Here is a 23,912-nt window from a genome sequence, read left to right as displayed (position 1 = left end):
GCTCACTGACCGCGGGCGGCGCGCCAGATCGGGCTGTCGACGTAGTGGTTGTCGTACTGCTTCGAGGACGCGGCGATCTCCGAAGGGTCGGCTTCACCGCGGGCGACCCGCTCCAGCAGCCGGTAGTAGTCGAAGCGGGCCATTCCCGGCGTGAAGGTCACCAGGACGTCGGCGTCCGAGCCGTCGGCGGGCCCGAACGCGTGCGGCACCTGGGGCGGGACGGCGAGGAAGTCGCCCTTCTCCAGGGTGTGCAGGGTTTCGTCGACGAGCACCTGGAGCTTTCCTTCGAGGACGAAGAAGAACTCGGTCGCGCGGGTGTGGAAGTGGGCCGGGGTGCCGAAGACGCCCTGCTTCAAGGTCGCGCGGTTCGCGGTGAAGCCACCGTCGGTGGTGTCCGAGTCGGCCAGCAGGGTGATGTCGCTGCCCGGCGCGTCGCTGACGATCTCGGCGTCGGCGGCCCGGAGGAGGATGGGGTCGAACATGGTGGCGTCTCCTTGGGTTTCCGTGTTCAGCGGGCTCGCTGACAGGACAAGCCTCTCCCGGGAACCCGCCTTGATCAACGCGGAAAGCCGCACCGATCGATAACCTGTGGATTATCGATCGGTGCGGAGCTCACCAGGCCAGCGCGGACTGCTGGGCGGGGACGGCCGTCGCCAGGTCGGCCGAGAACAGCCGCATCAGCGGCGGCAACCGGTAGGTGTCCTCGTCGCCCCATTCGGCGAGGCCCAGGTCGACCAGGCGATCCAGCGCCGCCTCGGCCTTCAGGGGGCAGACGCCGAGGGCGTCGGCGGCCTGGCCCGTGCGGCACACCTCGTATCCCGGTCTGCCGAGCAACCGGAACGCGGACGCCGCCAGCGGATCCTTGCCCGCCGCGATCGGCTGGAACGCCGAGAGGTACAGGGCCCGCAACGATTCCCCGCCGAACCCCAGTTCGTCGAGCCTGCTCTCCTCCGGCGCGAGCCGGTTCCCCAGCCAGGACAACGGCCGCGTCGGCCGGTTGGCGAGGATCGTGCCCGCGATCCTCAACGCGGCCGGGATCCCGTGGCAGTGCCGGACGATCTCGGCGGCCGCGCGGGGGTCCGCGTCCACTCTGGACCTGCCCGCGACCCTGGCGAGGATGTCCAGGCCATCCTTTTCGGACAGACGGCCGAGCACGACGTGCTCCGCGCCGTCCAGCATCAGCGGTGAGCGGCTGGTGATCAGGACCGCGCACGACCCCGTCGCCGGGATGAGCGCGCGCAGCGCGGCGGACTCCGTCGCGCCGTCGAGCACCAGGAGCGCCGCCCGATGGGAGAGACGCGAACGCAGCACGGCGGCGGCCTCGTCCGGCGTCCACGGGATGTCGGACGTCGGGACGCCGAGATGCCGCAGCAACCGGGGAGGGACCCGGGAAGCCGGGCCGTCGACGCCGAGGTCGACGTACAACTGTCCACCCGGGAACCGGGCGCCGACCCGGTGCGCCACCTCCAGCACCAGCGCGCTCTTGCCGATCCCGCAGGGGCCGTGGACCACGGCGACCTTCGGCCCGGATCGCTCCGGCCCGACGAGCAGCGAGGCCAGCCGCGCGGCGTCGCCCGCCCGGCCGCCGAACGCCCGGCATCGCACCGGAAGCTCCTGTGGCACAAAGGCTTTCGGTGCCGGATTGCCGACGGTGGCGACCGGCGCGGGGGAGACCGTGGTCAGCCCCGGATCCCGGTCCAGCATCGCCCGGTGCAGTTTCGCCAGATCCGGTGACGGCTCCAGGCCGAGCCGGTCGGCGAGCACGCGACGGCAGTCCGTGTAGACGGCGAGCGCCCCGGCGGGATCACCGGATCGATACAGGGCGGTCATCAGATGTGCCCAAGGCCGCTCTCGTAACGGATGTTCGGCGACGAACTCGCGCAGCGGCGCGATCACCTCCCGGTGTTCACCGAGACGCAGCCGGGCTTCCAGATGGTCTTCGGAGACCGAAAGCCGCAGTTCCTCCACCGGCGCGATCGAACCGGCGAGCGCCTCGTTGTCCGAGAGATCCTCCAGTACCGCGCCACGGCAGGCGGAAAGTGCCTCACCGAGATGACGGACGGCGGCGGCGTGGTCACCCCGTGCGAGTGCCGCCCTGCCCGCCCCCGCCCGTTCGGCGAACACGTGAAGATCCAATTCCCCTTGGCGCAGCAGGATTTCGTAGCCCGACGCGCGACCGGAGATGCGGTCCCCGGGTAAGACTCCCCGGAGCCGGTTCGCGTAGGTGCGCAGGTTGGCCACCGCCGAAAGCGGCGGCTCGTCTCCCCATAACGTCCGGATCAGCCTGCGAATCGGGACCGTCCGGCCCGGGTGCAGCAGCAATACGGCCAGCAGATTGCGCTGTTTGGCCGAACCCAGCGCGATCGTCCCGCCTTCGGTGTGTACCTCGAGCCTCCCCAGAACCCTGAACTCGATCGATGACACTCACACCTCTCCCGAGAGTTGGAGACAGAAACGTGAGACCCCTTAAGGCAGTTCTATCACCTTCGACTTTGCCGGACGTTCACTTCGCGCCGGGCGCACAGCCGATACACGCGGGCGTGTATCGGCGCTATCCGCGTTCGTGTACCGGCCTTTCCTACGTTGGGCGCTGCCGACGCCGTCCGGCGCGGAGGAAGTGAGGAGCGCGGAACATGCGCAAGACATTGGGAACCTTCAGCGACAAGCTGCTGGGCGTGTTCGTGGCCAAGGCCGACGTGGGCGCGGGCTGCCCGCCGGACCCGTACTACAAGCACTGCTACTGCCGCGAGCGCAGCGACTTCCGTCGCAACTGTTCGACGAACGGCGCCTGCAAGGAATTCTGCGGGCCCTGTTACGCCTTCCGGATCTGCGGAGGCTGATCGACATCCGTGGCGGCGGCGGGCGTGCGAACGCCCGCCGCCGCCACGGCGCCCCTGCCCGTCCCTCTTCCTCCACTGGAGAACACCATGGCCATCCTGACCGCCGCCGTCGTGCTCGTCGGACTCCTTTGCGTGCTGGACCTGCTGCTCAGCTTCGGCATCATCCGGAGGCTGCGCGAGCAGAACGAGACCCTGAAGAACGTGCAACAGCAGCGGGCCGCCATCGACCCGGAGATCGCGCTGCCCGCGGGTGCCAGCATCGGCACCTTCACGGCCGCCACGGTCGGCGGGACCGATCTGTCCAATGCGGACATCGACGGCACCCGCGCCCTCGTCGGCTTCTTCGCGCCGGCGTGCGAGCCCTGCAAGGAGCGGATGCCCCAGTTCATCGAGTACGCCACCCGGTTCGACGGCAAGGTGATCGCGATCGCCTCCGGGACCGAAGAGGAGACGGCGGACATGGTCGTCCGGCTCGGCGAGGTCGCCGAAGTGATCCGCGAGGCCGACGGCGGTGTCGTGCACCAGGCCTTCGGCGCCTCCGGATACCCCGCGCTGTGCCTGGTCGACGGCGACCGGACCGTACTGGCCAGCGGGTGGGAGATGTCGGCACTGCCGGTGCCGGCCGCACTGTGAACACCTCGCTCGGCGCCCGCCGGGTCTTGAGCCTGCTGACGGCGGCGGTCCGCCTCACCCGGCAGGCCGCCCCGGTGGGCACGCCGCTGTACATGGTGCTGTCGCTGCTCGGCGGTGTCGTGCCGCTCGCGACCGCGTGGAGCATGAAGGTCCTGCTCGACGGGCTGGCGGCGGGCGACGCTTGGCTGACGCTGCTCCCGTGGGCGGTCGCGCTGGCTGTCGCCGGATTGCTGGCGGGACTGCTCCCGGTCACGACCGAGTACCTGAAGCAGCGGCTGGACCGCTCGGTCGCCGTCGTGACGATGGACCGGCTCTACCGCGCCATGGGAAGGCTGGCCGGGATCGCGAGGATGGAGGACCCGCGCTTCCGCGACAAACTCCGTCTCGCCCAGCAGACCGGCCGCAGCGGACCCGGCCAGCTCGTCGACGACGGGCTCGGTTCGCTCCAGTCGGTGATCACGCTGGCCGGATTCCTCGGGACCCTGCTCGTGATCAATCCGGGGATGGCGGCGATCGTGCTGGCCGCGGCCGTGCCCGCGCTGCTCGCCCATCTGCGGCTGAGCCGGGCGCGGGCGCGGGTGATGTGGTCGATCGCGCCCACCGAACGACGGGAAGTGTTCTACGCCGACCTGCTGGCGAGCCTGGACGCCGCGAAGGAACTGCGGCTGCTCGGGCTCGGCGACCTCTTCCGGCGGCGGATGCTCGTCGAGCTCACCGCCGCGCACGCCGTCGTCGAAGGCCAGGACCGGCGCGACGCGCGGATGCAGGGCCTGCTGGCCGGGCTGACCGCGGCGGTCTCGGCCGGTGGCCTGATCTGGGCGGTGTGGCTGGCCGCCACCGGCAAGCTCTCGCTCGGTGACATCGCCATCTTCGTGGCGTCGGTCGGCGGGGTGCAGTCCGCCTTGCAGAGTCTCGTTTCCCGGCTGGCGTCGGCGCATCACTCGACGCTGCTGTTCGACCACTACGAGGAGATCGAGTCGCAGGGGCCTGACCTCGCGATCCCGGCCGAACCCCGGCAACTGCCTGGGCTGCGTTCGGGCATCGAGTTGCGCGACGTGTGGTTCCGCTACGCCGAAGACCAGCCCTGGGTGCTGCGCGGGGTGGACCTGACCATCCCGCACGGACGGTCGCTGGCACTGGTCGGGCTGAACGGCGCCGGGAAGTCGACGATGGTCAAGCTGCTGTGCCGGTTCTACGACCCGGAGCGCGGCGCGATCCTCTGGGACGGCGTGGATCTGCGCGACGTCCCGGTCGAGGATCTGCGCGCGCGGATCGGCGCGGTCTTCCAGGACTACATGTGTTACGACCTCACCGCCGCGGAGAACATCGGTCTCGGCGACGTGTCCTGTCTGGAGGATCGCGAGCGCGTGACCGCGGCGGCGGAACGCGCGGGTGCCCACGACATCGTGGCCGGGCTTCCGCGCGGTTACGACACCTTGCTGTCCAGGATGTTCTTCGACGAAGCGGATCGCGAGGACCCGGAGACCGGCGTCCTGCTCTCGGGCGGACAGTGGCAGCGGCTCGCGCTCGCGCGGGCGTTCCTGCGGGACCGGCGGGATCTCATGATCCTGGACGAACCGAGTTCCGGCCTCGACGCGGAGGCCGAGCACGAAGTGCACAGCAGTCTCCGGCGGCATCGGGAAGGCGCGACCAGTGTGCTGATCTCGCACCGGCTCGGCGCGGTCCGGGACGCGGCCGTGATCGCGGTCCTCGCCGAGGGCCGGGTCGCGGAACTCGGCACGCACGACGAACTGATCGCTTCGGGCGGGAAGTACGCGCGACTGTTCCGCCTGCAGGCTTCGGGCTACGACGAGGTGGTGTCCCAGTGACGTATGTGGTGCTCGCGGCGGCCGTGGTGGTCGTCGCCGTCGTCGGGTGGCTGGTCACGCTGCGCCGACGGCTGATCGTGGTGACCGTACGCGGGGTGAGCATGGAGCCCACCTATTTCTCCGGCGATCGGCTGCTGGTGCGGCGATCGCGGCTGGAGCGGGTGCGCACCGGGCAGGTCGTCGTCGTGCAGGGCGGGCCGGGCAAGCCCGGCGATCCCACCGCCGGACGACTGGTGAAACGCGCGGTCGCGGTGCCGGGCGATCCGGTGCCGTCGCAGATCCCGGTACCCGGCACGGTCGTCCCGGCGGGAAACCTGCTGGTGCTCGGGGACAATCCCGCGCGCAGCAACGATTCCCGGCGGCTCGGCTACATCCCGGAGGACGCGCTGATCGGCGTCGTGCTCCGCCCGATCGGTCAGAGGTGAGCCATGACCTACGTCGCCGTGTTCGCGATGGTCCTTTGTGGGCTGGTCCTGCTGGTGTCCGCGGTCAGCAAGGTCCGGGGTAAAGCGGCCTACGCGGAGTTCGTGGCGTCGGTGCCCGCGTTCGGGATCCCGGCGCGCTGGACCCGGCCGTTCGCCGGGGCGACCCTGGCCGCGGAGTTCGTGATCGCGGCCTCACTGCTGCCCGCCGCCGCTCTGCCCGCGACCGGCGCCGGCCGAGGACTCGCGCTGGCCGGGCTGGTGCTCGCGGCCGGGTTGTTCGGGGTGCTGACCGTGGCGGTGTGGCGGGCAGTGGCGCGCCGGACCGGTGCGGTGTGCCGCTGTTTCGGTCCGGCGCGCACGGTGCTCGCACCCCGGCACGTGGTGCGCAACGCGCTCCTGCTGCTGGTCGCGCTGGCCGGTGCCGCCGCGATGCCCGGTGCGGACGGCGCGGATCCGGCGGCCGTGGCCCTCGCCGCCGCCGTGGGCGTGGTGGGCGCCGTGGCGGTGGTGCGGTTCGAGGATCTGGCGGAGTTGTTCGCCGGGCCGGTCCCGGACGCGCGATGAGGCTCAGGCCGCGAAGACCTGCGAGTCGTCGGCGAACGCCTTGAACTCCAGGGCGTTGCCCGCCGGGTCCAGCAGGAACATCGTCCACTGTTCGCCGGTCTGGCCTTCGAACCGGACGTAGGGCTCGATGACGAACGCGGTGTTCGCGGCGCGCAGCCGGTCCGCGAGCTTCCCGAACTCCGGCACGGTGAGGATCAGGCCGAAGTGGGGGACGGGCACGTCGTGTCCGTCGACCGGGTTGTGGATCCGGCGCGGCCGCTCCGGGGCGACATGCGTGACGAACTGGTGGCCATGGAGGTTCCAGTCGATCCAGGTGTCGGAGCTGCGGCCTTGTTCGAGCCCGAGGACTTCGCCGTAGAAGGTGCGCGCGGCGTCGAGGTCGTCGACCGGCATGGCGAGGTGGAAGCGCGGGATGGGGGAGTCGAGGATAGTCATGTCTGAATGTTAACATTAGGACAAGATGAGCGGCCGCTACGATCGGGCCTTCCGAGGGAGGACGACGATGAGCGAACCCGGCCGGGTGGTGCCCGCCCGCCGCCGAGGGCTGGCCGACGAGGTCGCCGACAGGGTCAGGGATGCCATTTTCGGTGGTGCCTACCCGCCCGGCGCGCAGTTGCGCGAGGTGGAGCTCTCGGAGGCGCTGGGCGTCAGCCGCGGCCCGGTGCGCGAGGCGCTGCTCAGACTGGAGCGCGAAGGGCTGGTCCGCAGCGAATGGCATCGCGGCGCCCTCGTCACGACGCTGTCCGATGTGGACGTCGCCGAACTCGACAGCCTCCGTTCGGCGCTGGAACAGCTGGCCGTGCGGCTGGTGGTCGCTTCCGCGCCGGACGCGGACCTGGACGCGATCGACGAGGTCGTCGAGCGGATGGACCGGGCGCGCGACGAGCACGAGATGGTGCGCTGCGACATCGACTTCCACGACGCGGTCTACGCGGCTTCCGGGCACCGGCGGCTCATCGAAGCGTGGCAGGCCATCCGGTCGCAGGTGCACCTGTTCCTGCTGACCCGGATCGGCGTGAACTCCGAGGGCTACCTCGCGAACATCCCGGCGGAACATCGGCTGCTGGCGTCGGCTCTTCGCGCCCGCGACGGCGAGAAGGCCCTCGAACTCTTCGCTGCGCACCGCGGGCAGGCACTGGACGTGCTCACCGGGAAGTGAAGGTCATGGCGCGGGGTGGCCCGCGTCTGCGATGATCGCTCACGAGAAGCGGGGCTGACCTGGTAATCGCTCACGGGCGATCGCTCGGCACGAATTGACGGCAAGGGACTTGACGGCGAGGTTTGTCAGGGCTTAACTCAAGCCCTGAAATAAGGCGTGTCCCGTGTCACAGGCGCGGATGCGACTTGGCCACTCACCCCGAGGACCATCGATGCGAATCGGAAAGATCGCTCCCGCGCTCGTGCTGGCGCTGGCGGCCGCCGCCACGACGGCGTGCGGCGGCGGCGACACGTCGTCCAGTGCCCCCAAGGAGCTCGTGTACTGGGCGTCCAACCAGGGCACCAGCCTCGACAACGACAAGGCGGTCCTGCAGCCCGAACTCGACAAGTTCGAGAAGGCGTCCGGGATCAAGGTCAAGCTCGAGGTCGTCCCGTGGACGGATCTGCTCAACCGGATCCTCGCGGCCACGACCTCCGGCAAGGGACCGGACGTGCTCAACATCGGCAACACCTGGTCGGCCTCGCTCCAGGCGACCGGGGCGTTCCTGCCGTTCGACGACGCCGCGCTGGAGAAGGTCGGTGGCAAGTCGCGCTTCGTCGGCCCGTCGCTGGCGGCCACCGGGGCGAGCGGCCAGCCGCCGGTCGGCGTACCGCTCTACGGCCAGGCGTACGGCCTCTACTACAACAAGAAGCTCTTCGCCGAGGCCGGCATCACCAAGCCACCGGCCACCTGGGAAGAACTCGTCGAGGACGGCAAGAAGCTCACCAAACCCGACAAGGGCCAGTGGGGCCTGTCGCTCCAGGCGGGCCAGGTCACCGAGAACAGCCACCACGCGGCGATCCTCGGAGCCCAGCAGGGCGCGCAGTTCTTCACCCCCGAGGGCAAGCCGCAGCTGGCTTCGGACCCGTCGGTCGCGGCCGTGCAGCAGTTCGTCGACCTGATGCAGAAGGACAAGATCGTCAATCCGTCCAACGCAGAGTACGCCGACACCGCCAAGTCCCTCAAGGACCTGTCGGACGGCAAGGCCGCGATGTTCATGAACCAGGCCTCCGCCGGCTCGTTCAAGAACATCGGGATGGACATGGCCAACCTCGGTGTCGCGCCGATCCCGCTGCCCGCCGCCGCGCCGCCGAACGGCCGGAAGGTCACCAGCTTCGTCGCGGGGATCAACATGTCGGTGTTCAAGAACACCAAGAATCCCGACGCCGCACTGGACTTCGTGAAGTTCATGGTCTCGGCACCGGAGCAGGCACTGCTCAACAAGACCTACGGTTCCCTGCCGACCGTCCAGGACGCCTACAGCGACGCGGCGTTCCAGACCGAGGACGTGAAGGTCTTCCAGAGCGTGCTCGCCAACTCGGCCGAGCCGATGCCGCAGGTCCCGCAGGAGTCGCAGTTCGAAACCCTGATCGGCACCGCGATGAAGGCGATGTTCGCCGACGTCGCCGCGGGCAAACCGGTCGACGGCGCCAAGATCCGGGACCAGCTGAACCAGGCGGATCAGCAGATCGCGGCCGGTAGTTGATGCCGACCGCTCTCGACGACGCCCCGGCCGTGCAAGCGGCCGGGGCACCCGCACCCCGCACCCGGCGCAAACGGCGCCGGGTCGCGCTGCCGTATCTGCTCCTGCTCCCCGCGATCCTGCTCGAACTGCTCGTCCACCTGATCCCGATGATCGCCGGGCTCGTGATGAGCTTCTTCAAGCTGACGCAGTTCTACATCCGGGACTTCTCGTCCGCGCCGGCGGCGGGACTGGACAACTACAAGTTCGTCCTGGACTTCAACTCCGCGGCGGGGAAGTCGCTGCTCGACTCCTTCTGGATCAGCGTCCTCTACACCGTCCTCTCGGTCGGGTTCTGCTGGCTCTTCGGGACCTCGGCCGCCGTGCTGATGCAGAAGAACTTCCGGGGACGCGGCGTGCTCCGCACCCTGTTCCTGGTGCCGTACGCGCTGCCGATGTACGCCGCGGTGATCACCTGGTCGTTCATGTTCCAGCGCGACACCGGCCTGGTGAACAGCCTGCTGGGCACCGATTCCTTCTGGCTCATCGGGGACAACAGCTTCTGGTCGCTGGTGGTCGTTTCGGTCTGGCGCAACTGGCCTTTCGCGTTCCTGATCGTGATGGCCGGGCTGCAGAACATCCCCGGCGAACTGTACGAGGCGGCGGCGATCGACGGCGCGGGCTGGTGGCGGCAGTTCCAGGCGATCACCCAGCCGATGCTGCGCCCGGTCAACCAGGTTCTCCTGCTGGTGCTGTTCCTGTGGACCTTCAACGACTTCAACACGCCGTACGTCCTTTTCGGAGCGTCCGCGCCGAAGGAGGCGTCGTTGATCTCGATCCACATCTACCAGAGTTCCTTCGTGACCTGGAACTTCGGCCTCGGCTCGGCGATGTCGGTGCTGTTGCTGCTGTTCCTCCTGATCGTCAGCACCGTCTACCTGGGACTGACCGCGCGGAGGAGGAACGCCGTTGTCTGAGCCTCGCTGGGTCCCGTGGGCCCGCCGATTCGTCCTCGGCTTCCTCGCCCTGTTCACCCTGGTGCCGCTCTACGCGATGGTTTCGTCGTCGCTCAAGCCGCTCGGGGACGTGCAGGGCAAGTGGGAATGGTTCCCGTCGACGCTGACCATCCAGCCGTTCTTCGACATCTGGGAGACCATCCCGCTCGCCGACTACTTCGTGAACAGCCTGATCATCTCCGGTTCGGCGGCGATCCTCTCGGTCGTGATCGCGATCTTCGCCGCCTACGCCCTGAGCCGTTTCCGGTTCCGTGGCAAGAACTTCTTCAAGATGACCGTATTGTCCACGCAGATGTTCCCCGGCATCCTGTTCCTGCTGCCGCTGTTCCTCATCTTCGTCAACATCGGCAACACCACCGGCATCGTCCTGTACGGCTCCCGGCTCGGGCTGATCATCACCTACCTGACCTTCTCGCTGCCGTTCGCCATCTGGATGCTCGCCGGCTACATCGACTCGATCCCCAAGGAACTCGACGAGGCCGCGATGGTCGACGGCACCGGGCCGCTCGGCGCGCTGATCCGGGTGGTCATCCCGGCCGCCACCCCGGGCATCGTCGCGGTGGGGATCTACTCGTTCATGACGGCCTGGGGCGAGGTCCTGTTCGCGTCGGTGATGACCGATTCGGGCACGCGGACCCTCGCCGTCGGGCTCCAGGAGTACTCCACCCAGGTCCAGGTGTACTGGAACCAGGTCATGGCCGCCTCCCTGATCGTGTCCGTCCCGGTCGTCGCCGGATTCCTGCTGCTGCAGCGCTATCTCGTCGCCGGTCTCACCGCCGGCGCCGTCAAATGACTCGCATCGCCGAAGAGAGGTCTGCCTTGAATCTGCACCTGCCCGCCGATTTCCTGTGGGGTGCGGCCACCGCCTCGTACCAGGTCGAGGGTGCCGTCGACGCCGACGGCCGCCTCCCGTCCATCTGGGACGACTTCGTCCGGGTCCCGGGTGCCGTCGTGAACGGCGACACCGCCGACGTCGCGTGCGATCACTACCGGCGCTGGCCGGAAGACCTCGACATCATGAAGCGACTGGGCCTGGACGCCTACCGCTTCTCGGTCGCTTGGCCGCGGGTGATCCCCACCGGGCGAGGCGAGGTCAACGCGGCAGGACTGGACTTCTACGACCGGCTGGTCGACGCGCTGCTCGAAGCCGGGATCCGGCCGTTCGCCACATTGTTCCACTGGGACCTGCCCTCGGCGCTTCAGTCGACCGGCGGCTGGCCCGAGCGCGACACGGCCTACGCCTACGCCGAGTACGCGGCCGTCGTCGCGGCCCGGCTCGGTGACCGGGTCAAGGACTGGAACACCGTCAACGAACCGTTGTGCTCGGCCTGGCTCGGCTACCTCGAAGGGCGCTTCGCCCCCGGGATCAAGGACCTCAAGCAGGCCATCCACGCCTCCCACCACCTCCTGCTCGCGCACGGCCTCGGCGTGCAGGCGATCACCGCGAACGCCGCCGAGCCCGCCAACGTCGGCCTGGTGGTCAACCTCAGCGGCATCGAGCCCGCGTCGGACGCGACCGAGGACGTCGAGGCGGCGGCCCGGATGGACGGGCACGTCAACCGCTGGTGGCTCGACCCGTCGAACGGGCGCGGCTACCCGGCGGACATGATCGAGGTCTACGGCGTCGAGCCGCCCGTGGTCGGCGACGACCTCGAGGTGATCTCGACCCCGGTCGGCTACCACGGGCTGAACTACTACTTCCGCCAGATCGTCGAGGACGACCCGAACGGCCCCGCGCCCCGCGCCCGGCAGGTGCCCGTCGAGGGGGCCGCCACCACCGCGATGGGCTGGGAGATCCACGGACAGGGGCTCGCGGACGTGATCCACCGGCTCGCCAACGAATACGGCGCCCGCGCCATCTACGTGACCGAGAGCGGGGCCGCCTTCGACGACAAGGTCGCCGAGGACGGCACGATCGACGACGCCGACCGCATCGCCTACCTGGAAGAACACCTGGGCGCGGTGGCCGGGGCGGCCGAAGCGGGTGCGCCGGTGAAGGGCTACTTCGCGTGGTCGCTGCTCGACAACTTCGAATGGGACAGTGGTTTGAGCAAGCGGTTCGGGCTCGTGCGGGTCGACTACGACACGCAGGTCCGGACGGTCAAGGCGAGTGGGCACCGGTACGCGGAGATCATCGCGGAGCACCACGGCCGGTAGCTGAGACGCGCAACCCCCGGACGCAATGAACGGGACTTTCCTTGCAAATTTTGCAAGGAAAGTCCCGTTCATTGCACGCTTGGGTCCGCGAAAGGGACGGTCACACCACGCCGTCGGCCTAGGCGACCTTCGCGACCCCGGCGGGCGGGGGACGATGCTGCTCCCGCTGTTCCCAATGTCGCATTTGAGTCGCTGAGCGTCTCAGATGCGACATTGGGAACCCGAACCCGAACCCGGTATCCGGTGGGTCGTGATCGGCCCGCGGCCAGGGCCGGTAGTGGTTCGTGCGGGCGGATGGACCCGGGGGCCCGGATTCGTCGCGCGGTACGAACGGCCGGTCCGCGAAACCTCCTAGGGTCGCCATGAACGAGGCGATCCTAGGAGGCGAAGTATGCGGACACTCTTGCGTGGCGGTCGTGTCATCGATCCGGCGACGGGATTCGACGGTACGGCCGACGTGCTGGTATCCGACGGGGTGGTGACCGCCGTCGGGGAGGGTTTGACCGCGGAGCCCGGCGACGTGGAGATCGACGTCTCCGGGCTCGTCGTGGGACCGGGTTTCATCGACCTGCACAGCCACGTGCACACCATCGCGGGCCAGCGGCTGCAGGCGATGGACGGGGTGACGACCGCGCTCGACCTCGAAGCCGGTCTGATGCCGATCGAGCGGGCCTACGCCGAGGCGGCCGCGGCGGGACGTCCGCTGCACTACGGGTTCTCCGCGTCCTGGGGCGCCGCGCGAGCTCAGGTGCTCGCCGGGATCGAGCCGGACGCGAACATCGACAGCGGGCTGGCGGTGCTCGGAAACCCGGCCTGGCAAAGGTCTTCCTCGCCGAAGGAGCTGGCAGCCTGGCTGTCCCTTGTGGACGGTGAGCTGGCCGCGGGCGCGCTCGGCGTCGGTGTGCTCCTCGGCTACGCGCCCGGCACCGACCCCGGTGAGTTCCTCGCGCTGGCCCGGCTCGCCAAGGAGGCCGGGGCGCCGACCTACACGCACGTCCGTGAACTGGTCGAAGTGGATCCGGCGACGCCCATCGACGGTTCCGAGGAGATCGCGATCGTCGCGGCCGAGACCGGCGCCGCGATGCACCACTGCCACGTGAACAGCACGTCCGGCCACCAGATCGACAGGGTGCTGGCGGCGCTCGAAGCGGGCCGCGCGGCCGGGTCGCGGGTGACCGTCGAGGCCTATCCGTACGGGGCGGGCAGCACGGGGATCGGCGCGGCCTTCCTTTCGCCCGAGCGTCTCAAGATGAAGGGGCTTTCGCCGTCCAGCGTGATCATGCTGGAGTCGGGCGAGCGCATCGCCGACGAAGGCCGCCTGCTCCAGGTCCGCGAACAGGATCCGGGTGCGCCGTGCATCCTGGAGTTCCTCGACGAGAGCAGCGCGCACGACCTCGGCCTGCTGCACCAGGCGCTCGCGTTCCCCGACGCCATCGTCGCCAGCGACGCCCTGCCCGTGTACTGGAAGAACGGCACGAGCGAGAGCACCGAATGGCCGTTGCCGCCCGGCGGTGCGACGCATCCGCGCACGTCCGGGACCTACGCCAAGACGCTGCGCCTGATGGTGCGCGAGAGCCGCGCGTGGACCTGGCTGGAGGCGTTCCGGCGCTGCTCGTATCTGCCGGCGCGGGTCCTCGACGAGGTCGCGCCCGGGGCGCTGGCCAAGGGCAGGCTCAACGTGGGCGCCGATGCCGACATCGTCGTCATCGACCCGGAGGCCATCACCGACGCCGCGACCTACTTCGACTCGACGAGGCCCTCCGTCGGCGTCCGGCATCTGTTCGTCTCCGGTGTTCCCGTGGTCAGCGAGGGCGAACTGCGCACGGACGCGTTCCCCGGCAAGCCGCTGCGGGGTGAGCCGCGATGAGCGAACTGCTCGCCGACATCGAAACCCTCGTCCGCTGCGAGTCCCCGTCGTCGGATCACGAAGCGGTCGCCCGCAGTGCCGAAGTGGTGGCTGACGTGGGCCGCAGGCTCCTCGGTGTGGAGCCGGAGCGGATCGTGGTCGACGGGGTCACCCACCTGCGCTGGCGATTCGGGGACGGGCCCTCTCGCGTGCTGCTGCTCGGTCACCACGACACGGTGTGGCCCCACGGTTCGCTCGAGACCCATCCGTTCTCCGTGCGGGACGGCGTGTTGCGCGGCCCCGGCTGCTTCGACATGAAGGCCGGGGTGGTGATGGCGCTGCACGCCGCCGCCGGGGTCCCCGATCGCGACGGACTGTCCATTTTGGTCACCGGCGACGAGGAGATCGGCTCGCCGTCGTCCCGCGCGCTGATCGAGGAAACGGCGGCGGGCTGTGACGCGGCGTTCGTGCTGGAGGCTTCGGCCGACGGCGGCGCGTTGAAATGCCGCCGCAAAGGCGTTTCCCATTACCGGGTCGAGGTGATCGGCCGTGCCGCGCACGCCGGGCTCGAACCGGAGAAGGGGATCAACGCGGGGATCGAGATCGCGCACCAGATCCTCGCGGTGGCCGCGATCGCCGATCCGGGTGCCGGGACCAGCGTGACCCCCACCGTCGTCTCGGCGGGAACGACGGTCAACACCGTTCCCGCGGCCGCGAGCGTGGCCGTCGACGTCCGAGTGTGGAACGAAGCCGAGCAACTCCGCGTCGATAGGGCCATGCGGGACCTCCGTCCGGTCCTGGAGGACGCGGAGGTCCGCGTGACGGGCGGGATCAACCGGCCGCCGCTCGAAGAAAGCTCGTCGGCGGGATTGTTCGAGCTCGCCCGGGAATTGTCGGGCGAACTCGGTCTCGGCGAGCTCACCTCCGCGTCGGTCGGCGGTGCCTCGGACGGTAATTACACCGCCGGGATGGGGGTACCCACGTTGGACGGCCTCGGCGCCGTCGGCGGCGGGGCGCACGCGGATCACGAACACGTCATCGTCGCGGAAGTGCCGCGGCGCACCGCTTTGCTGGCCGCGCTGGTGGAAAACGTCCTCGCGAAGCGGGGTCCGTCCGGCGCGACGAATCCCGCGGGCGAATCTGGTACGGCACGACAGTGACTCGGCCGCCGCGCCGGGAAAGGATTGTCCCGTGACGAATCTTGCGACGAATACGGAAAGCCTGGCCTCCCGGGAGGTGCGCGACGAAGCCGTCGCCGCCGCACGGGCCGCGGCCGCGGCTTCGGGCGTCGAAATCCGCGAACTCACCGAAATCGCCGATCTGGCCGCGGTGGTCGGCCTGTTCGAGTCGATCTGGAAGTTCGCGCCCGGCGCCCGGCCGGTGAGCACGGAACTGCTCCGGGCGATGTCCACGGCCGGGAACTACGTCGCGGGGGCGTTCGATCACGGCGAACTCCTGGGGGCCTGCTTCGGTTTCTTCGGGAACCCGGGGAAAGCGAGCCTGCACAGCCATATCGCCGGGGTCGCCGACGCCGGCGCTGGCCGGGGGATCGGTGCGGCGCTCAAACTGCACCAGCGCGGCTGGGCGCTGCTCCAGGACGTCTCGCTGATCACCTGGACCTTCGACCCGCTGGTGCGGCGCAACGCCTACTTCAACCTGGGGAAACTCGGCGCACGGCCGATCGGGTACCTGCCCGACTTCTACGGTCCGATGGAGGACGGCATCAACGGCTCGGGCGACACCGACCGGCTGATGGTCGGCTGGGACCTGACGAGCCCGGACGTCCGTGCCGCCGCCTCCGGCCGACCCGTCCTGATCGAGGCGGAAGCACTGGGCGTGGCGAAGGCGCTGTCGGTCGACGCGGACGGCGGTCCGAGCATCGGATCCACCGACGCGCAGACCGTGCTCGTCGCGGTCCCCCCGGACATCGAACGGTTACGCCGCACCGATCCCGGTCGCGGTAACGCGTGGCGTGTCGCCCTGCGCGAAGTCCTCGGCGGACTGATGGCGGACAACGCCAAGGTCGCCGGTTTCGATCGTGCCGGCTGGTACGTGATCTCGAAGGAGCAGTCGTGAAACTCAGCGGTGTGGAACTGCGCCGGGTCCGGATGCCGCTCGTGGCCCCGTTCCGGACGTCGTTCGGGACGCAGGCCGAACGGGAACTGCTGCTCGTCCGCGCGGTGACCCCGGCGGGCGAGGGCTGGGGCGAATGCGTCGCGATGGAGGCGCCGCTCTACTCGTCGGAGTACAACGACGCCGCCGAGCACGTGCTGCGGAATCACCTGATCCCGGCCCTGCTGGCCGCCGAGGACTTGACCGCGTACAAGGTGACGCCGCTGCTGGCGAAGTTCAAGGGCCACCGGATGGCGAAGGCCGCTCTGGAGATGGCTGTCCTCGACGCCGAACTCCGTGCGCACGAACGGTCCTTCGCCGCCGAGCTCGGGTCCACTCGCGACTCGGTGGCCTGCGGGGTCTCGGTCGGCATCATGGACTCGATCCCGCAGCTGCTCGACGTCGTCGGTGGCTACCTCGACGAGGGCTATGTCCGCATCAAGCTGAAGATCGAACCCGGCTGGGACGTCGAGCCCGTACGCCAGGTGCGGGAACGCTTCGGCGACGACGTGTTGCTGCAGGTCGATGCGAACACTGCGTACACCCTCGGCGACGCGCCGCTGCTGGCCAGGCTGGACCCGTTCGAGCTCCTGCTGATCGAGCAGCCGCTCGAAGAGGAAGACGTGCTCGGCCACGCCGAACTGGCCAAGCGGATCCGGACCCCGATCTGCCTCGACGAGTCGATCGTGTCCGCGAGGGCCGCCGCCGACGCGATCAAGCTCGGCGCCTGCCAGATCGTCAACATCAAGCCGGGCCGCGTGGGCGGCTACCTCGAAGCCCGCCGCGTGCACGACGTCTGCGCGGCGCACGGGGTCGCGGTGTGGTGCGGCGGGATGATCGAGACCGGTCTCGGCCGGGCGGCGAACGTCGCGCTCGCGTCGCTGCCCGGGTTCACGCTGCCGGGTGACACGTCGGCGTCCGGCCGGTTCTACCGCACGGACATCACCGAACCGTTCGTGCTGGAGGCCGGGCACCTCCCGGTGCCGACCGGGCCCGGTCTCGGCGTCACGCCGATCCCGGATCTGCTGGACGAGGTCACCACGGCGAAAGCGTGGATCAGTTCGTAGCGCGCTACGAATTCCGGAGTTAGATTTGGTGGGATCGGACCATTCGGTTCGGTGAAGCCGGGTTTAACTTCGGGGGGTGCTGACACCGGTGCCCAGCAAGCCACACCTGAGTTTGGGACGCGTCCTCGAGGACCTCGGGGACGTGCTCCTGGAGCCGGTCGCGGTCGGCCGGACCACCCGCAGGCAGCTCGGCGGGGTGGTCATCCACGATCCGCACGACGAGTCCGAAATTCCCGCCAGGGCCGTCGTGCTCGGCGTCGGGGTGCGGGAGCCCGACGAGATCGTCCGCCTCTTGCACGACGTGGGTGCGAGCGGTGCGGCGGCGCTCGTCGTCCGGTCTCCCGTCACCCCGACGCCGGAACTCCGGCGCGCCGCGGACTCGTCCGGGGTCGCCCTGCTGGGGCTCGCACGCGGCGCATCCTGGACTCAGCTCGCCGCGATGCTGAGGACGTTGCTCGCCGAGGGGGACATCGGAGAGGTCTCGCCGCAGACCCTCGGCGGAATTCCGTCCGGTGACCTTTTCGCACTGGCCAACGCGGTGGCGGCGCTGCTGGACGCCCCGGTGACCATCGAAGACCGCAGTAACCGGATTCTCGCGTTCTCCGGGCGCCAGGACGAAGCGGATCCTTCCCGGGTGGAGACCATCCTTGGCCGTCAGGTGCCGGAGCGGTTCGCCCGCGGCCTGGAACGGGACGGTGTCTTCGAGAGGCTGTACCGCGACCACACGCCCGTCTACGTCGATCCGCAGCGTTATGACGACAACGAGATCGCGATTCCGCGAGTGGCGCTCGCCGTCCGCGCCGGCGACGAGGTGCTCGGGTCGATCTGGGCGGCGGTCCGGGAACCGCTCAGCGAGGAGCGGACCCAGGCGTTCATCGACGCCGCCAAGCTGGTCGCGTTGCACATGCTCCGGCTGCGCGCTGGCGCCGACGTCGAACGACGATTGCGCGCGGACCTGGTGAGCACGGCGCTCGAAGGCGGCGCCGGGGCGGCGGAGGCCATCGCCCGGCTCGGCCTGCTCGGTCAGCCGTCGATCGTGCTCGCCATGGGCCTGCTCGGCACGCCCGCGCTGGAGGACGACCTCCGCCTGGTCGCGGACCGCCAGCGGGTCGCCGACGCGCTGGCCATGCACCTCAGCGCCGTCCAGCCGCGTTCGGCCGTCGCCCTCGTCGGCGACGTCGCTTACGGAATCGTCCCGATGCCCGGCAGTCACGACGACTGCCAGGAGCGTTCGGTGCGGGTCGCGTCGACCTTCCTGGAGCGCACCGGGCGCCGGGCGGCGGCCGCGATCGGCATCGGACCGCTCGCGCTCGACGGCTCCGGCCTGCGCGCCTCGCGTGACGGTGCCGACCGGGCGCTGCGCGTGCTGCTCACCAACGCCCGCGCGAAACGCGTCGCGACCGTGGAAGACGTCCACGTCGACGCGCTCATGCTGGAACTGGCCGATCTCGCTGCGGCCAGGGGAGACGTGGCGACAGGACCTGTCGCACGGTTGCTCGCCTACGACGCCCAACACCAGTCACAGCTGGTGCACACCCTCCGGTGCTGGCTGGACGCCTTCGGTGACATCGGTGCCGCGTCAGCCGCGGCGTACGTCCACCCGAACACGTTCCGGTACCGCTTGCGGCGGCTCGCCGAGGTCGGCGAGATCGACCTCGACGACGCGGGGGAGCGGTTCGCCGCCATGTTGCAACTGCGGCTGCTGCCCCCGGACGCACGGACCGGCCCGCCCGTCGCCGACGACTCCTGACCGCCGCGCGGGTTGGTCTCCCCGGCCCGAAAGGGCGGCGGATGTTCGTCTGATCGCACGAACTCCGCTCGCCGAACGCGTTTCAGAATGAGTGATCGGCGCCACGCTCGCGTCGTTCTTCTTCTCTCCCAACGTTTCCGCGGAGGCGCCATGACGGCAGTGGTCAATGAGGACACCTGGACAGCGCGGCGGATCAACCGGACGGCACTCATCACCATGGTGGTGATGGTCTGCGCCTGGGCGGTCGACTACATAGACCGGTTCTCGATCGGGATGGCGCTGCCGATGATCGGCGCCGAGTTCGACCTCAGCAAGACACAGCAGGGCTGGCTCGTGACCGTGTTCGCGCTGGTCTACATGGTCTGCCAGATCCCGGCGGGTTTCCTCGCCGACCGCTACGGCTCGCGGGGGCCGATGCTGGTGACACTGCTGGCCTGGTCGGCGTTCACCGCGATGACCGGGATGGCGGGCACCTTCGGCATGTTGCTGGTCATCCGTGGCCTTTTCGGTGTGTGCCAAGGACTTTTCCCGGCGGCCTCGTTCAAGGCGATCGCGGAACGGACCACCCCCGGCAACCGCGCGACGGTGACCGGCGTGATGCTGTCCGCCGGCGGGATCGGCGCGGGGCTCGCGCCGTTGATCGTCGGCCCGCTGCTGATGGCGGTCGGCTGGCGCCACACGTTCTTCTGGATGGCCGGGATCGGCGCGATCATCGGCGTGGCCGTCTGGACGATTCTGCCCAAGGCGCTGCCGAAGTCGTTGAGCAGCCTGCCGCGTACCGAGTCGGCGCCGCCCGAGGTGTCACGCAAACAGGTCTTGAAGTCCTTTGTGGTCTGGAAGTTCACCCTGCTGTTCTGCGTCACCAACATGCTGAACTACGGGATGATCACCTGGGTCCCCAGCTACCTGCTGGAGACGCGGGGCCTTTCGCTGAGCCAGACCGGTGTCCTGGCCGCGATCCCGATGCTGGTCAGCATCGGCACCACCATCCTCGGCGGCTGGCTGTTCGACCGCTACTTCCACGACCACGGCCGCTGGTATCTCAGCTCGATCGCGCTGGTCACCGTGGTGCTGCTGACCCTGATGGTGAACGCGGACAGCACGGTGGAGTTCACCGTCTACGAGACGCTGGCCCTCGCGGTGTTCGGCATGGCGACGATGGCCGTCTTCGGCCTGCCGCTGCGCGTGCTGCCCACGGCGGTCACCGGGATCGGCATGGGCGTGATGAACTTCGGCGGCCAGGTGGCGGGCGCGGTCGCTCCGGTGGCGATGGGGTGGCTCGCCGACACCTTCTCCTACACCGCGGCGTTCGGTTTCCTCATCGGTACTACTTTCCTCACCGCCTTGATGGCGTTCTGGGTGCCGCAGAACCCGGCGCAGTTCACCTTCTCGCCGGCGAGTCCCAGCGCGGGCTCGTGAGTGGCGATTCGGGTTAGAACCCGAATCGCCACTCACGACCACCTGTGCCGAAGCCTCGCCTGGCACGTCGGCACACCGGATGAGGTTGCGAAAGCCACTTTCGCAACCTTCAACGTTGCGAAAGTGGCTTTCGCAACCGCTTCGCGGCTCGTGGTCAGCTCACGGCCACGGGACCTTCTCCCCGGCGAATCCCAGCACGGACTCGTGAGTGGTAAGGACGGTTCTAGCCGTCCTTACCACTCACGAGTCCAGTCCCAAGTAGACAGGAGTCTCATGCCCACCGCGTCCGAAGTCATCGCGACGATCAACGCCCGCGCGAAAGAGGTAGGGGTCCGGGTAAGGCTGCATGCCGCCGAAGTCGACGGCACCCGGCGGATCGGCGTCGACGAGCACGCCCCCGTCGTCACGGCGTCGGTCTTCAAGGTCCCGATCGCGCTGGAGCTGGCGAGGCAGGCCGCCGACGGCGGACTCGACCTCGGCGAGCGGATCAGCGTCCCGCCGGGGCATCCGACGCCGAGCCCGTACGGACTGGCCACCTTCCGGCACGAGATCACGATGTCCTGGTACGACCTCGCGATCCTGATGATCGGGATCAGCGACAACGTCGCCACCGACCTGATCGTCGCCAGGGTCGGAAAGGAGGAGACGGAGAAAACGTTGCGGCGGCTCGGGTTCGAGCACACCACGGTCCCGCAGGACTGCGCGGAGGTGCTCGGCGGCATCGGGGAAGACCTCGGGATCTCCTACGAGGACGACGAGAAAGCGCTGTCCGAGTTGTCGATCGAGCAGATCCGTGCGTTGCGCGCGCTGCAACCGGCGCACACCTGCGCCACGACCGCCGAAGAGATCACCCGGCTGCTCGGCCTGATCTGGCGTGACGAGGCGGCCCCGCCCGCCGCGTGCGCGGACGTCCGGCGCTGGCTCGATCTCCAGGTGTGGCCGCACCGGCTGCGGTCCGGGTTCCCGGACGACGGTATCCGCGTCAGCGGCAAGACCGGGACCCTGCCGTCGGTGCGCAACGAGGTCGGTGTGGTCGAGTACCCGGATGGGGGCCGTTACGCGGTAGGGATTTTCACCGACGCCGTCGACGGCAGGTCGAGGGTGCCGGAGCGGGACTCGTTCATCGGCTTCGCCGCGGCACAGGCCGTCGAATGGCTCAGGCTTCCCGAGGCCGGGAGCGAATGATTCGTCCGCACGGATGAATTTTCCCGTCGCTCTCGTCGTTCCGCACGAACCGGTGACGCCCGTCACCGTCCTAGCATTTCCGGAAACACCGGTCCACCCTTTCCACGGACGAGGATGCCCATGTCGAAACTTTCCGAAATCGATGCCTGGCTCGAGCAGAACCTTCCCGCCCTGCTGGCCGAGCACCAGGTGCCCGGCGCGGCCGTCGCGGTCTTCGCCAACGGCGAGGTGATCGACCACGCGGCAGGCATCCTGAACCGGAGCACCGGCGTCGAGTCCACAGTGGACTCCGTGTTCCAGATCGGGTCGATCACCAAGGTGTGGACGACCACCCTCGCGATGCAGCTCGTCGACGAAGGCAGGCTGGACCTCGACAAGCCCGTCCGCGACTACCTTCCCGAGTTCGTCCTCGCCGATGACGACGCCGCTTCGCGGATCACCGTGCGGCAGCTGACCTGTCACACGTCCGGCTTCGAAGGCGACATCTTCACCGACACCGGACAGGGCGACGATTGCGTCGCGAAGCTCGTGGCGACGCTGTCCGACGTGCCGCAGCTTTTCGGCCCCGGGGAGATGTTCTCCTACAACAACGCCGGGTACTGCGTGCTCGGCCGCGTGATCGAGGTCGTGCGCGGCAAGTCCTACGACGAGTGCCTGCGCGACCACCTCTTCGCCCCGCTCGGGCTGACGCACGCCGCCACCGGGCCGTACGACGCGATCCGGTTCCGTGCCGCGATCGGCCACGTCCAGCCCACCCCGGACGACGAGCCGGTCGCGGCGCCCGTCTGGGCGCTGACGCGGTCGAACGCGCCCGCCGGCTCGCATCTCGCGATGCGCCCGCGCGACCTGCTCACCTTCGTGCGCATGCACCTCAACGAAGGCCGCGCCGACGACGGCACGCAGGTGCTCAAGCCGGAGACCGCCCGCGCCATGTGGGAGCGCCAGGTCGAACTGCCCTACCTCGGCCTGATGGGCGGGGCGTGGGGGCTCGGCTGGATGATCTTCGACTGGGACGGCGGCCCGGTGATCGGCCACGACGGCGGCACCATCGGCCAGTCGGCGTTCCTGCGGGTGGTGCCGGGCAGCAACGTCGCGGTGGCGCTGCTGACCAACGGCGGCAAGCCGCTGCACCTCTACCTGGACATCTTCCGGAAGGTGCTGGGCGATCTGGCGGGCGTCGAGGTCCCGCCGCTGCCGGAGCCCAACGTCGCGGAAGCCCCGGCCGACCCGTCGCGCTACGTGGGCGAGTACTCGTCGCAGGTGGCGGACATCGTCGTCAGCCAGGACGAGGACGGCGACCTTTGGCTGGAGCGTACGCCGAAGGGGATCTTCGCCGACCTCGGGACGGGGCCGGAGAAGAGCAGGCTGCTCGGTTACAAGGGTGACACCCTGGTCGTCGAACACGACGGGCTTGGCCTGCACATGCCGCACGCGTTCGTCGGCGACGACGGCAACGGGCGCGCGCTGTACGTCCACACCGGACGGGCCGACCGGCGGGTGAGCCGGTGACGGCGACGACCGACGAGATCGAAGCGGTCTTCGCGAAAGCGGGGGCACGCGGGTTCGTGCACGCGCGCGAGGTCGGCGTCGACGGCGGTCCCGAAGTCTGCGTCGGCGCGGACGACCCGGTCGTGCTGGCGTCGGTGTTCAAGATCCCGGTCGCGGTCGCCTTCGCCCGCGAGGTGGCCGCCGGGCGGCTCGACGAGACCGAGCGGACCCGTGTCGTCGCGCGCTATCGGATCGGCGGGGTCGGCACCGCCGGTTGCGCCGACGACGTCGAGATGAGCTGGCGCGACCTCGCGCATTTCATGCTGACGATGAGCGACAACGCCGCGACCGACCTGATCTACCGCCGGGTCGGGCAGGAGGCGGTCGACCGGGTGCTGGCCGATCTCGGACTCGCCAGGACACGGCTGATCGGCTGCTGCGAGGACCTCTTCGCCTCGGTGATCGCCGATCTCGGCGCGAAACCGGACGACGATCTGGAAGCCGTTTTCGCCGCGGCGACCGAGGACCAGCTGTGGAAGCTCGCGGTGGTCGACCCGGACCGCACCACGTCGTCGACCCCGCGCGAGATCACCGAGCTGCTCGACGCGATCTGGACCGACCGCGCGGGCGACCCGGCCGCCTGCGAACGCGTGCGGACGATCATGGCCCAGCAGATCTGGCCGCACCGGATCTCGTCCGGTTTCCCCGCGGGGGTGGCGATCGCGGCGAAGACCGGGACCCTGCCCGCCGTCCGTAACGAAGCGGGGGTGGTGACCCATGTGGACGGTCGCCGCTACGCCGTCGCGGTGTTCACCCGCGCCGATTCCCTCGCCGACCGCCTGCCCGCGGTCGATTCCGCCATCGGCGAGGCCGCCCGCCTCGCCGTCGAACACCTTCGCGCGCAGACCGTCACCCAGTAGG

At 69.4% G+C, this 23,912-nt stretch carries 22 protein-coding genes; 19 read left to right on the top strand and 3 right to left on the bottom strand.

Annotation, left to right across the window (positions count from 1 at the left end; all coding sequences use genetic code 11):
• Nucleotides 1–2 precede the first annotated feature (2 nt).
• Nucleotides 3–482 carry a cupin domain-containing protein gene (locus BKN51_RS14520; RefSeq protein WP_101608157.1) on the bottom strand — a complete coding sequence of 160 codons (480 nt, stop codon included), beginning with the start codon at nt 480–482 and terminating at the stop codon, nt 3–5.
• A 130-nt stretch (nt 483–612) separates the two neighbouring features.
• Complete coding sequence (locus BKN51_RS14515; protein WP_101608156.1) at nt 613–2,424, bottom strand: AfsR/SARP family transcriptional regulator; 1,812 nt, start codon at nt 2,422–2,424, stop codon at nt 613–615.
• A 209-nt stretch (nt 2,425–2,633) separates the two neighbouring features.
• Between BKN51_RS14515 and BKN51_RS14510 the strand changes: the two genes are divergently transcribed.
• The 5 genes from BKN51_RS14510 (at nt 2,634) to BKN51_RS14490 (ending at nt 6,291) form a co-directional block, all read left to right on the top strand.
• Complete coding sequence (locus BKN51_RS14510; protein ID WP_101608155.1) at nt 2,634–2,840, top strand: hypothetical protein; 207 nt, start codon at nt 2,634–2,636, stop codon at nt 2,838–2,840.
• Between the two features lie 87 nt (nt 2,841–2,927).
• A complete protein-coding gene (locus BKN51_RS14505; RefSeq protein ID WP_101608154.1) occupies nt 2,928–3,473 on the top strand; it encodes a TlpA family protein disulfide reductase in 546 nt (181 codons plus the stop codon).
• On the top strand, nt 3,470–5,302 hold the full coding sequence (locus tag BKN51_RS14500; RefSeq protein ID WP_101608153.1) for an ABC transporter ATP-binding protein: 1,833 nt from the start codon (nt 3,470–3,472) through the stop codon (nt 5,300–5,302). The genes BKN51_RS14505 and BKN51_RS14500 overlap by 4 nt, the downstream gene beginning before the upstream one ends.
• Nucleotides 5,299–5,727: a S26 family signal peptidase gene (locus BKN51_RS14495; protein WP_199192993.1), complete on the top strand. Its 429-nt coding sequence runs from the start codon at nt 5,299–5,301 to the stop codon at nt 5,725–5,727. Before BKN51_RS14500 ends, BKN51_RS14495 begins: the two co-directional genes overlap by 4 nt.
• A gap of 3 nt (nt 5,728–5,730) precedes the next feature.
• Nucleotides 5,731–6,291 carry a MauE/DoxX family redox-associated membrane protein gene (locus BKN51_RS14490; RefSeq protein WP_101608152.1) on the top strand — a complete coding sequence of 187 codons (561 nt, stop codon included), beginning with the start codon at nt 5,731–5,733 and terminating at the stop codon, nt 6,289–6,291.
• A 3-nt stretch (nt 6,292–6,294) separates the two neighbouring features.
• Here BKN51_RS14490 and BKN51_RS14485 read toward each other — a convergent pair whose 3' ends face one another.
• On the bottom strand, nt 6,295–6,726 hold the full coding sequence (locus tag BKN51_RS14485; protein WP_101608151.1) for a VOC family protein: 432 nt from the start codon (nt 6,724–6,726) through the stop codon (nt 6,295–6,297).
• Nucleotides 6,727–6,793: 67 nt separating this feature from the next.
• Between BKN51_RS14485 and BKN51_RS14480 the strand changes: the two genes are divergently transcribed.
• From BKN51_RS14480 to BKN51_RS14415, 14 genes are all read left to right on the top strand, one after another.
• Nucleotides 6,794–7,450 carry a GntR family transcriptional regulator gene (locus tag BKN51_RS14480; RefSeq protein WP_101608150.1) on the top strand — a complete coding sequence of 219 codons (657 nt, stop codon included), beginning with the start codon at nt 6,794–6,796 and terminating at the stop codon, nt 7,448–7,450.
• A 211-nt stretch (nt 7,451–7,661) separates the two neighbouring features.
• Complete coding sequence (locus tag BKN51_RS14475; RefSeq protein WP_101608149.1) at nt 7,662–8,975, top strand: ABC transporter substrate-binding protein; 1,314 nt, start codon at nt 7,662–7,664, stop codon at nt 8,973–8,975.
• Complete coding sequence (locus BKN51_RS14470) at nt 8,975–9,928, top strand: carbohydrate ABC transporter permease (protein ID WP_101608148.1); 954 nt, start codon at nt 8,975–8,977, stop codon at nt 9,926–9,928. The genes BKN51_RS14475 and BKN51_RS14470 overlap by 1 nt, the downstream gene beginning before the upstream one ends.
• Nucleotides 9,921–10,760: a carbohydrate ABC transporter permease gene (locus BKN51_RS14465; RefSeq protein WP_101608147.1), complete on the top strand. Its 840-nt coding sequence runs from the start codon at nt 9,921–9,923 to the stop codon at nt 10,758–10,760. Before BKN51_RS14470 ends, BKN51_RS14465 begins: the two co-directional genes overlap by 8 nt.
• Nucleotides 10,761–10,786: 26 nt before the next feature.
• Nucleotides 10,787–12,124: a GH1 family beta-glucosidase gene (locus BKN51_RS14460; protein WP_101608146.1), complete on the top strand. Its 1,338-nt coding sequence runs from the start codon at nt 10,787–10,789 to the stop codon at nt 12,122–12,124.
• A gap of 391 nt (nt 12,125–12,515) precedes the next feature.
• A complete protein-coding gene (locus tag BKN51_RS14455; RefSeq protein WP_101608145.1) occupies nt 12,516–13,991 on the top strand; it encodes an amidohydrolase family protein in 1,476 nt (491 codons plus the stop codon).
• Nucleotides 13,988–15,130, top strand: coding sequence for a M20 family metallopeptidase (locus BKN51_RS14450; RefSeq protein WP_101608144.1), 1,143 nt, complete (start codon nt 13,988–13,990; stop codon nt 15,128–15,130). Before BKN51_RS14455 ends, BKN51_RS14450 begins: the two co-directional genes overlap by 4 nt.
• A gap of 31 nt (nt 15,131–15,161) precedes the next feature.
• Nucleotides 15,162–16,046, top strand: coding sequence for a GNAT family N-acetyltransferase (locus BKN51_RS14445; protein ID WP_101608143.1), 885 nt, complete (start codon nt 15,162–15,164; stop codon nt 16,044–16,046).
• On the top strand, nt 16,043–17,149 hold the full coding sequence (menC, locus tag BKN51_RS14440) for an o-succinylbenzoate synthase (protein WP_101608142.1): 1,107 nt from the start codon (nt 16,043–16,045) through the stop codon (nt 17,147–17,149). The genes BKN51_RS14445 and menC overlap by 4 nt, the downstream gene beginning before the upstream one ends.
• 76 nt (nt 17,150–17,225) lie before the next feature.
• Nucleotides 17,226–18,899 (top strand): PucR family transcriptional regulator, encoded by a 1,674-nt coding sequence (locus BKN51_RS14435; RefSeq protein ID WP_101608141.1) that lies wholly within the window; start codon nt 17,226–17,228, stop codon nt 18,897–18,899.
• A gap of 150 nt (nt 18,900–19,049) precedes the next feature.
• Entirely contained in the window at nt 19,050–20,318 is a 1,269-nt protein-coding gene (locus BKN51_RS14430) for an MFS transporter (protein WP_101608140.1), read from the top strand.
• 273 nt (nt 20,319–20,591) lie between these two features.
• A complete protein-coding gene (locus tag BKN51_RS14425; protein ID WP_101608139.1) occupies nt 20,592–21,503 on the top strand; it encodes a serine hydrolase in 912 nt (303 codons plus the stop codon).
• A gap of 120 nt (nt 21,504–21,623) precedes the next feature.
• Entirely contained in the window at nt 21,624–23,012 is a 1,389-nt protein-coding gene (locus tag BKN51_RS14420; RefSeq protein ID WP_101608138.1) for a serine hydrolase domain-containing protein, read from the top strand.
• On the top strand, nt 23,009–23,911 hold the full coding sequence (locus tag BKN51_RS14415; RefSeq protein WP_101608137.1) for a serine hydrolase: 903 nt from the start codon (nt 23,009–23,011) through the stop codon (nt 23,909–23,911). The genes BKN51_RS14420 and BKN51_RS14415 overlap by 4 nt, the downstream gene beginning before the upstream one ends.
• Nucleotide 23,912 lies beyond the last annotated feature (1 nt).

Origin of the sequence: Amycolatopsis sp. BJA-103, from assembly GCF_002849735.1 — a bacterium.
In the GTDB taxonomy this organism is placed as follows: Bacteria; Actinomycetota; Actinomycetes; order Mycobacteriales; family Pseudonocardiaceae; genus Amycolatopsis.
The sequence above is the reverse complement of the archived record's forward strand: the minus strand, read 5'-3'. Positions and strand labels throughout refer to the sequence as shown.

Excerpts from the sequence above, each read along its gene's own strand:
- BKN51_RS14520 (WP_101608157.1), bottom strand. The coding sequence starts at position 482 with ATGTTCGACCCCATCCTCCTCCGGGCCGCCGACGCCGAGATCGTCAGC.
- BKN51_RS14510 (WP_101608155.1), top strand. The coding sequence starts at position 2,634 with ATGCGCAAGACATTGGGAACCTTCAGCGACAAGCTGCTGGGCGTGTTC.
- BKN51_RS14505 (WP_101608154.1), top strand. The coding sequence starts at position 2,928 with ATGGCCATCCTGACCGCCGCCGTCGTGCTCGTCGGACTCCTTTGCGTG.
- BKN51_RS14490 (WP_101608152.1), top strand. The coding sequence starts at position 5,731 with ATGACCTACGTCGCCGTGTTCGCGATGGTCCTTTGTGGGCTGGTCCTG.
- BKN51_RS14485 (WP_101608151.1), bottom strand. The coding sequence starts at position 6,726 with ATGACTATCCTCGACTCCCCCATCCCGCGCTTCCACCTCGCCATGCCG.
- BKN51_RS14480 (WP_101608150.1), top strand. The coding sequence starts at position 6,794 with ATGAGCGAACCCGGCCGGGTGGTGCCCGCCCGCCGCCGAGGGCTGGCC.
- BKN51_RS14475 (WP_101608149.1), top strand. The coding sequence starts at position 7,662 with ATGCGAATCGGAAAGATCGCTCCCGCGCTCGTGCTGGCGCTGGCGGCC.
- BKN51_RS14470 (WP_101608148.1), top strand. The coding sequence starts at position 8,975 with ATGCCGACCGCTCTCGACGACGCCCCGGCCGTGCAAGCGGCCGGGGCA.
- BKN51_RS14455 (WP_101608145.1), top strand. The coding sequence starts at position 12,516 with ATGCGGACACTCTTGCGTGGCGGTCGTGTCATCGATCCGGCGACGGGA.
- BKN51_RS14450 (WP_101608144.1), top strand. The coding sequence starts at position 13,988 with ATGAGCGAACTGCTCGCCGACATCGAAACCCTCGTCCGCTGCGAGTCC.
- BKN51_RS14430 (WP_101608140.1), top strand. The coding sequence starts at position 19,050 with ATGACGGCAGTGGTCAATGAGGACACCTGGACAGCGCGGCGGATCAAC.
- BKN51_RS14425 (WP_101608139.1), top strand. The coding sequence starts at position 20,592 with ATGCCCACCGCGTCCGAAGTCATCGCGACGATCAACGCCCGCGCGAAA.
- BKN51_RS14420 (WP_101608138.1), top strand. The coding sequence starts at position 21,624 with ATGTCGAAACTTTCCGAAATCGATGCCTGGCTCGAGCAGAACCTTCCC.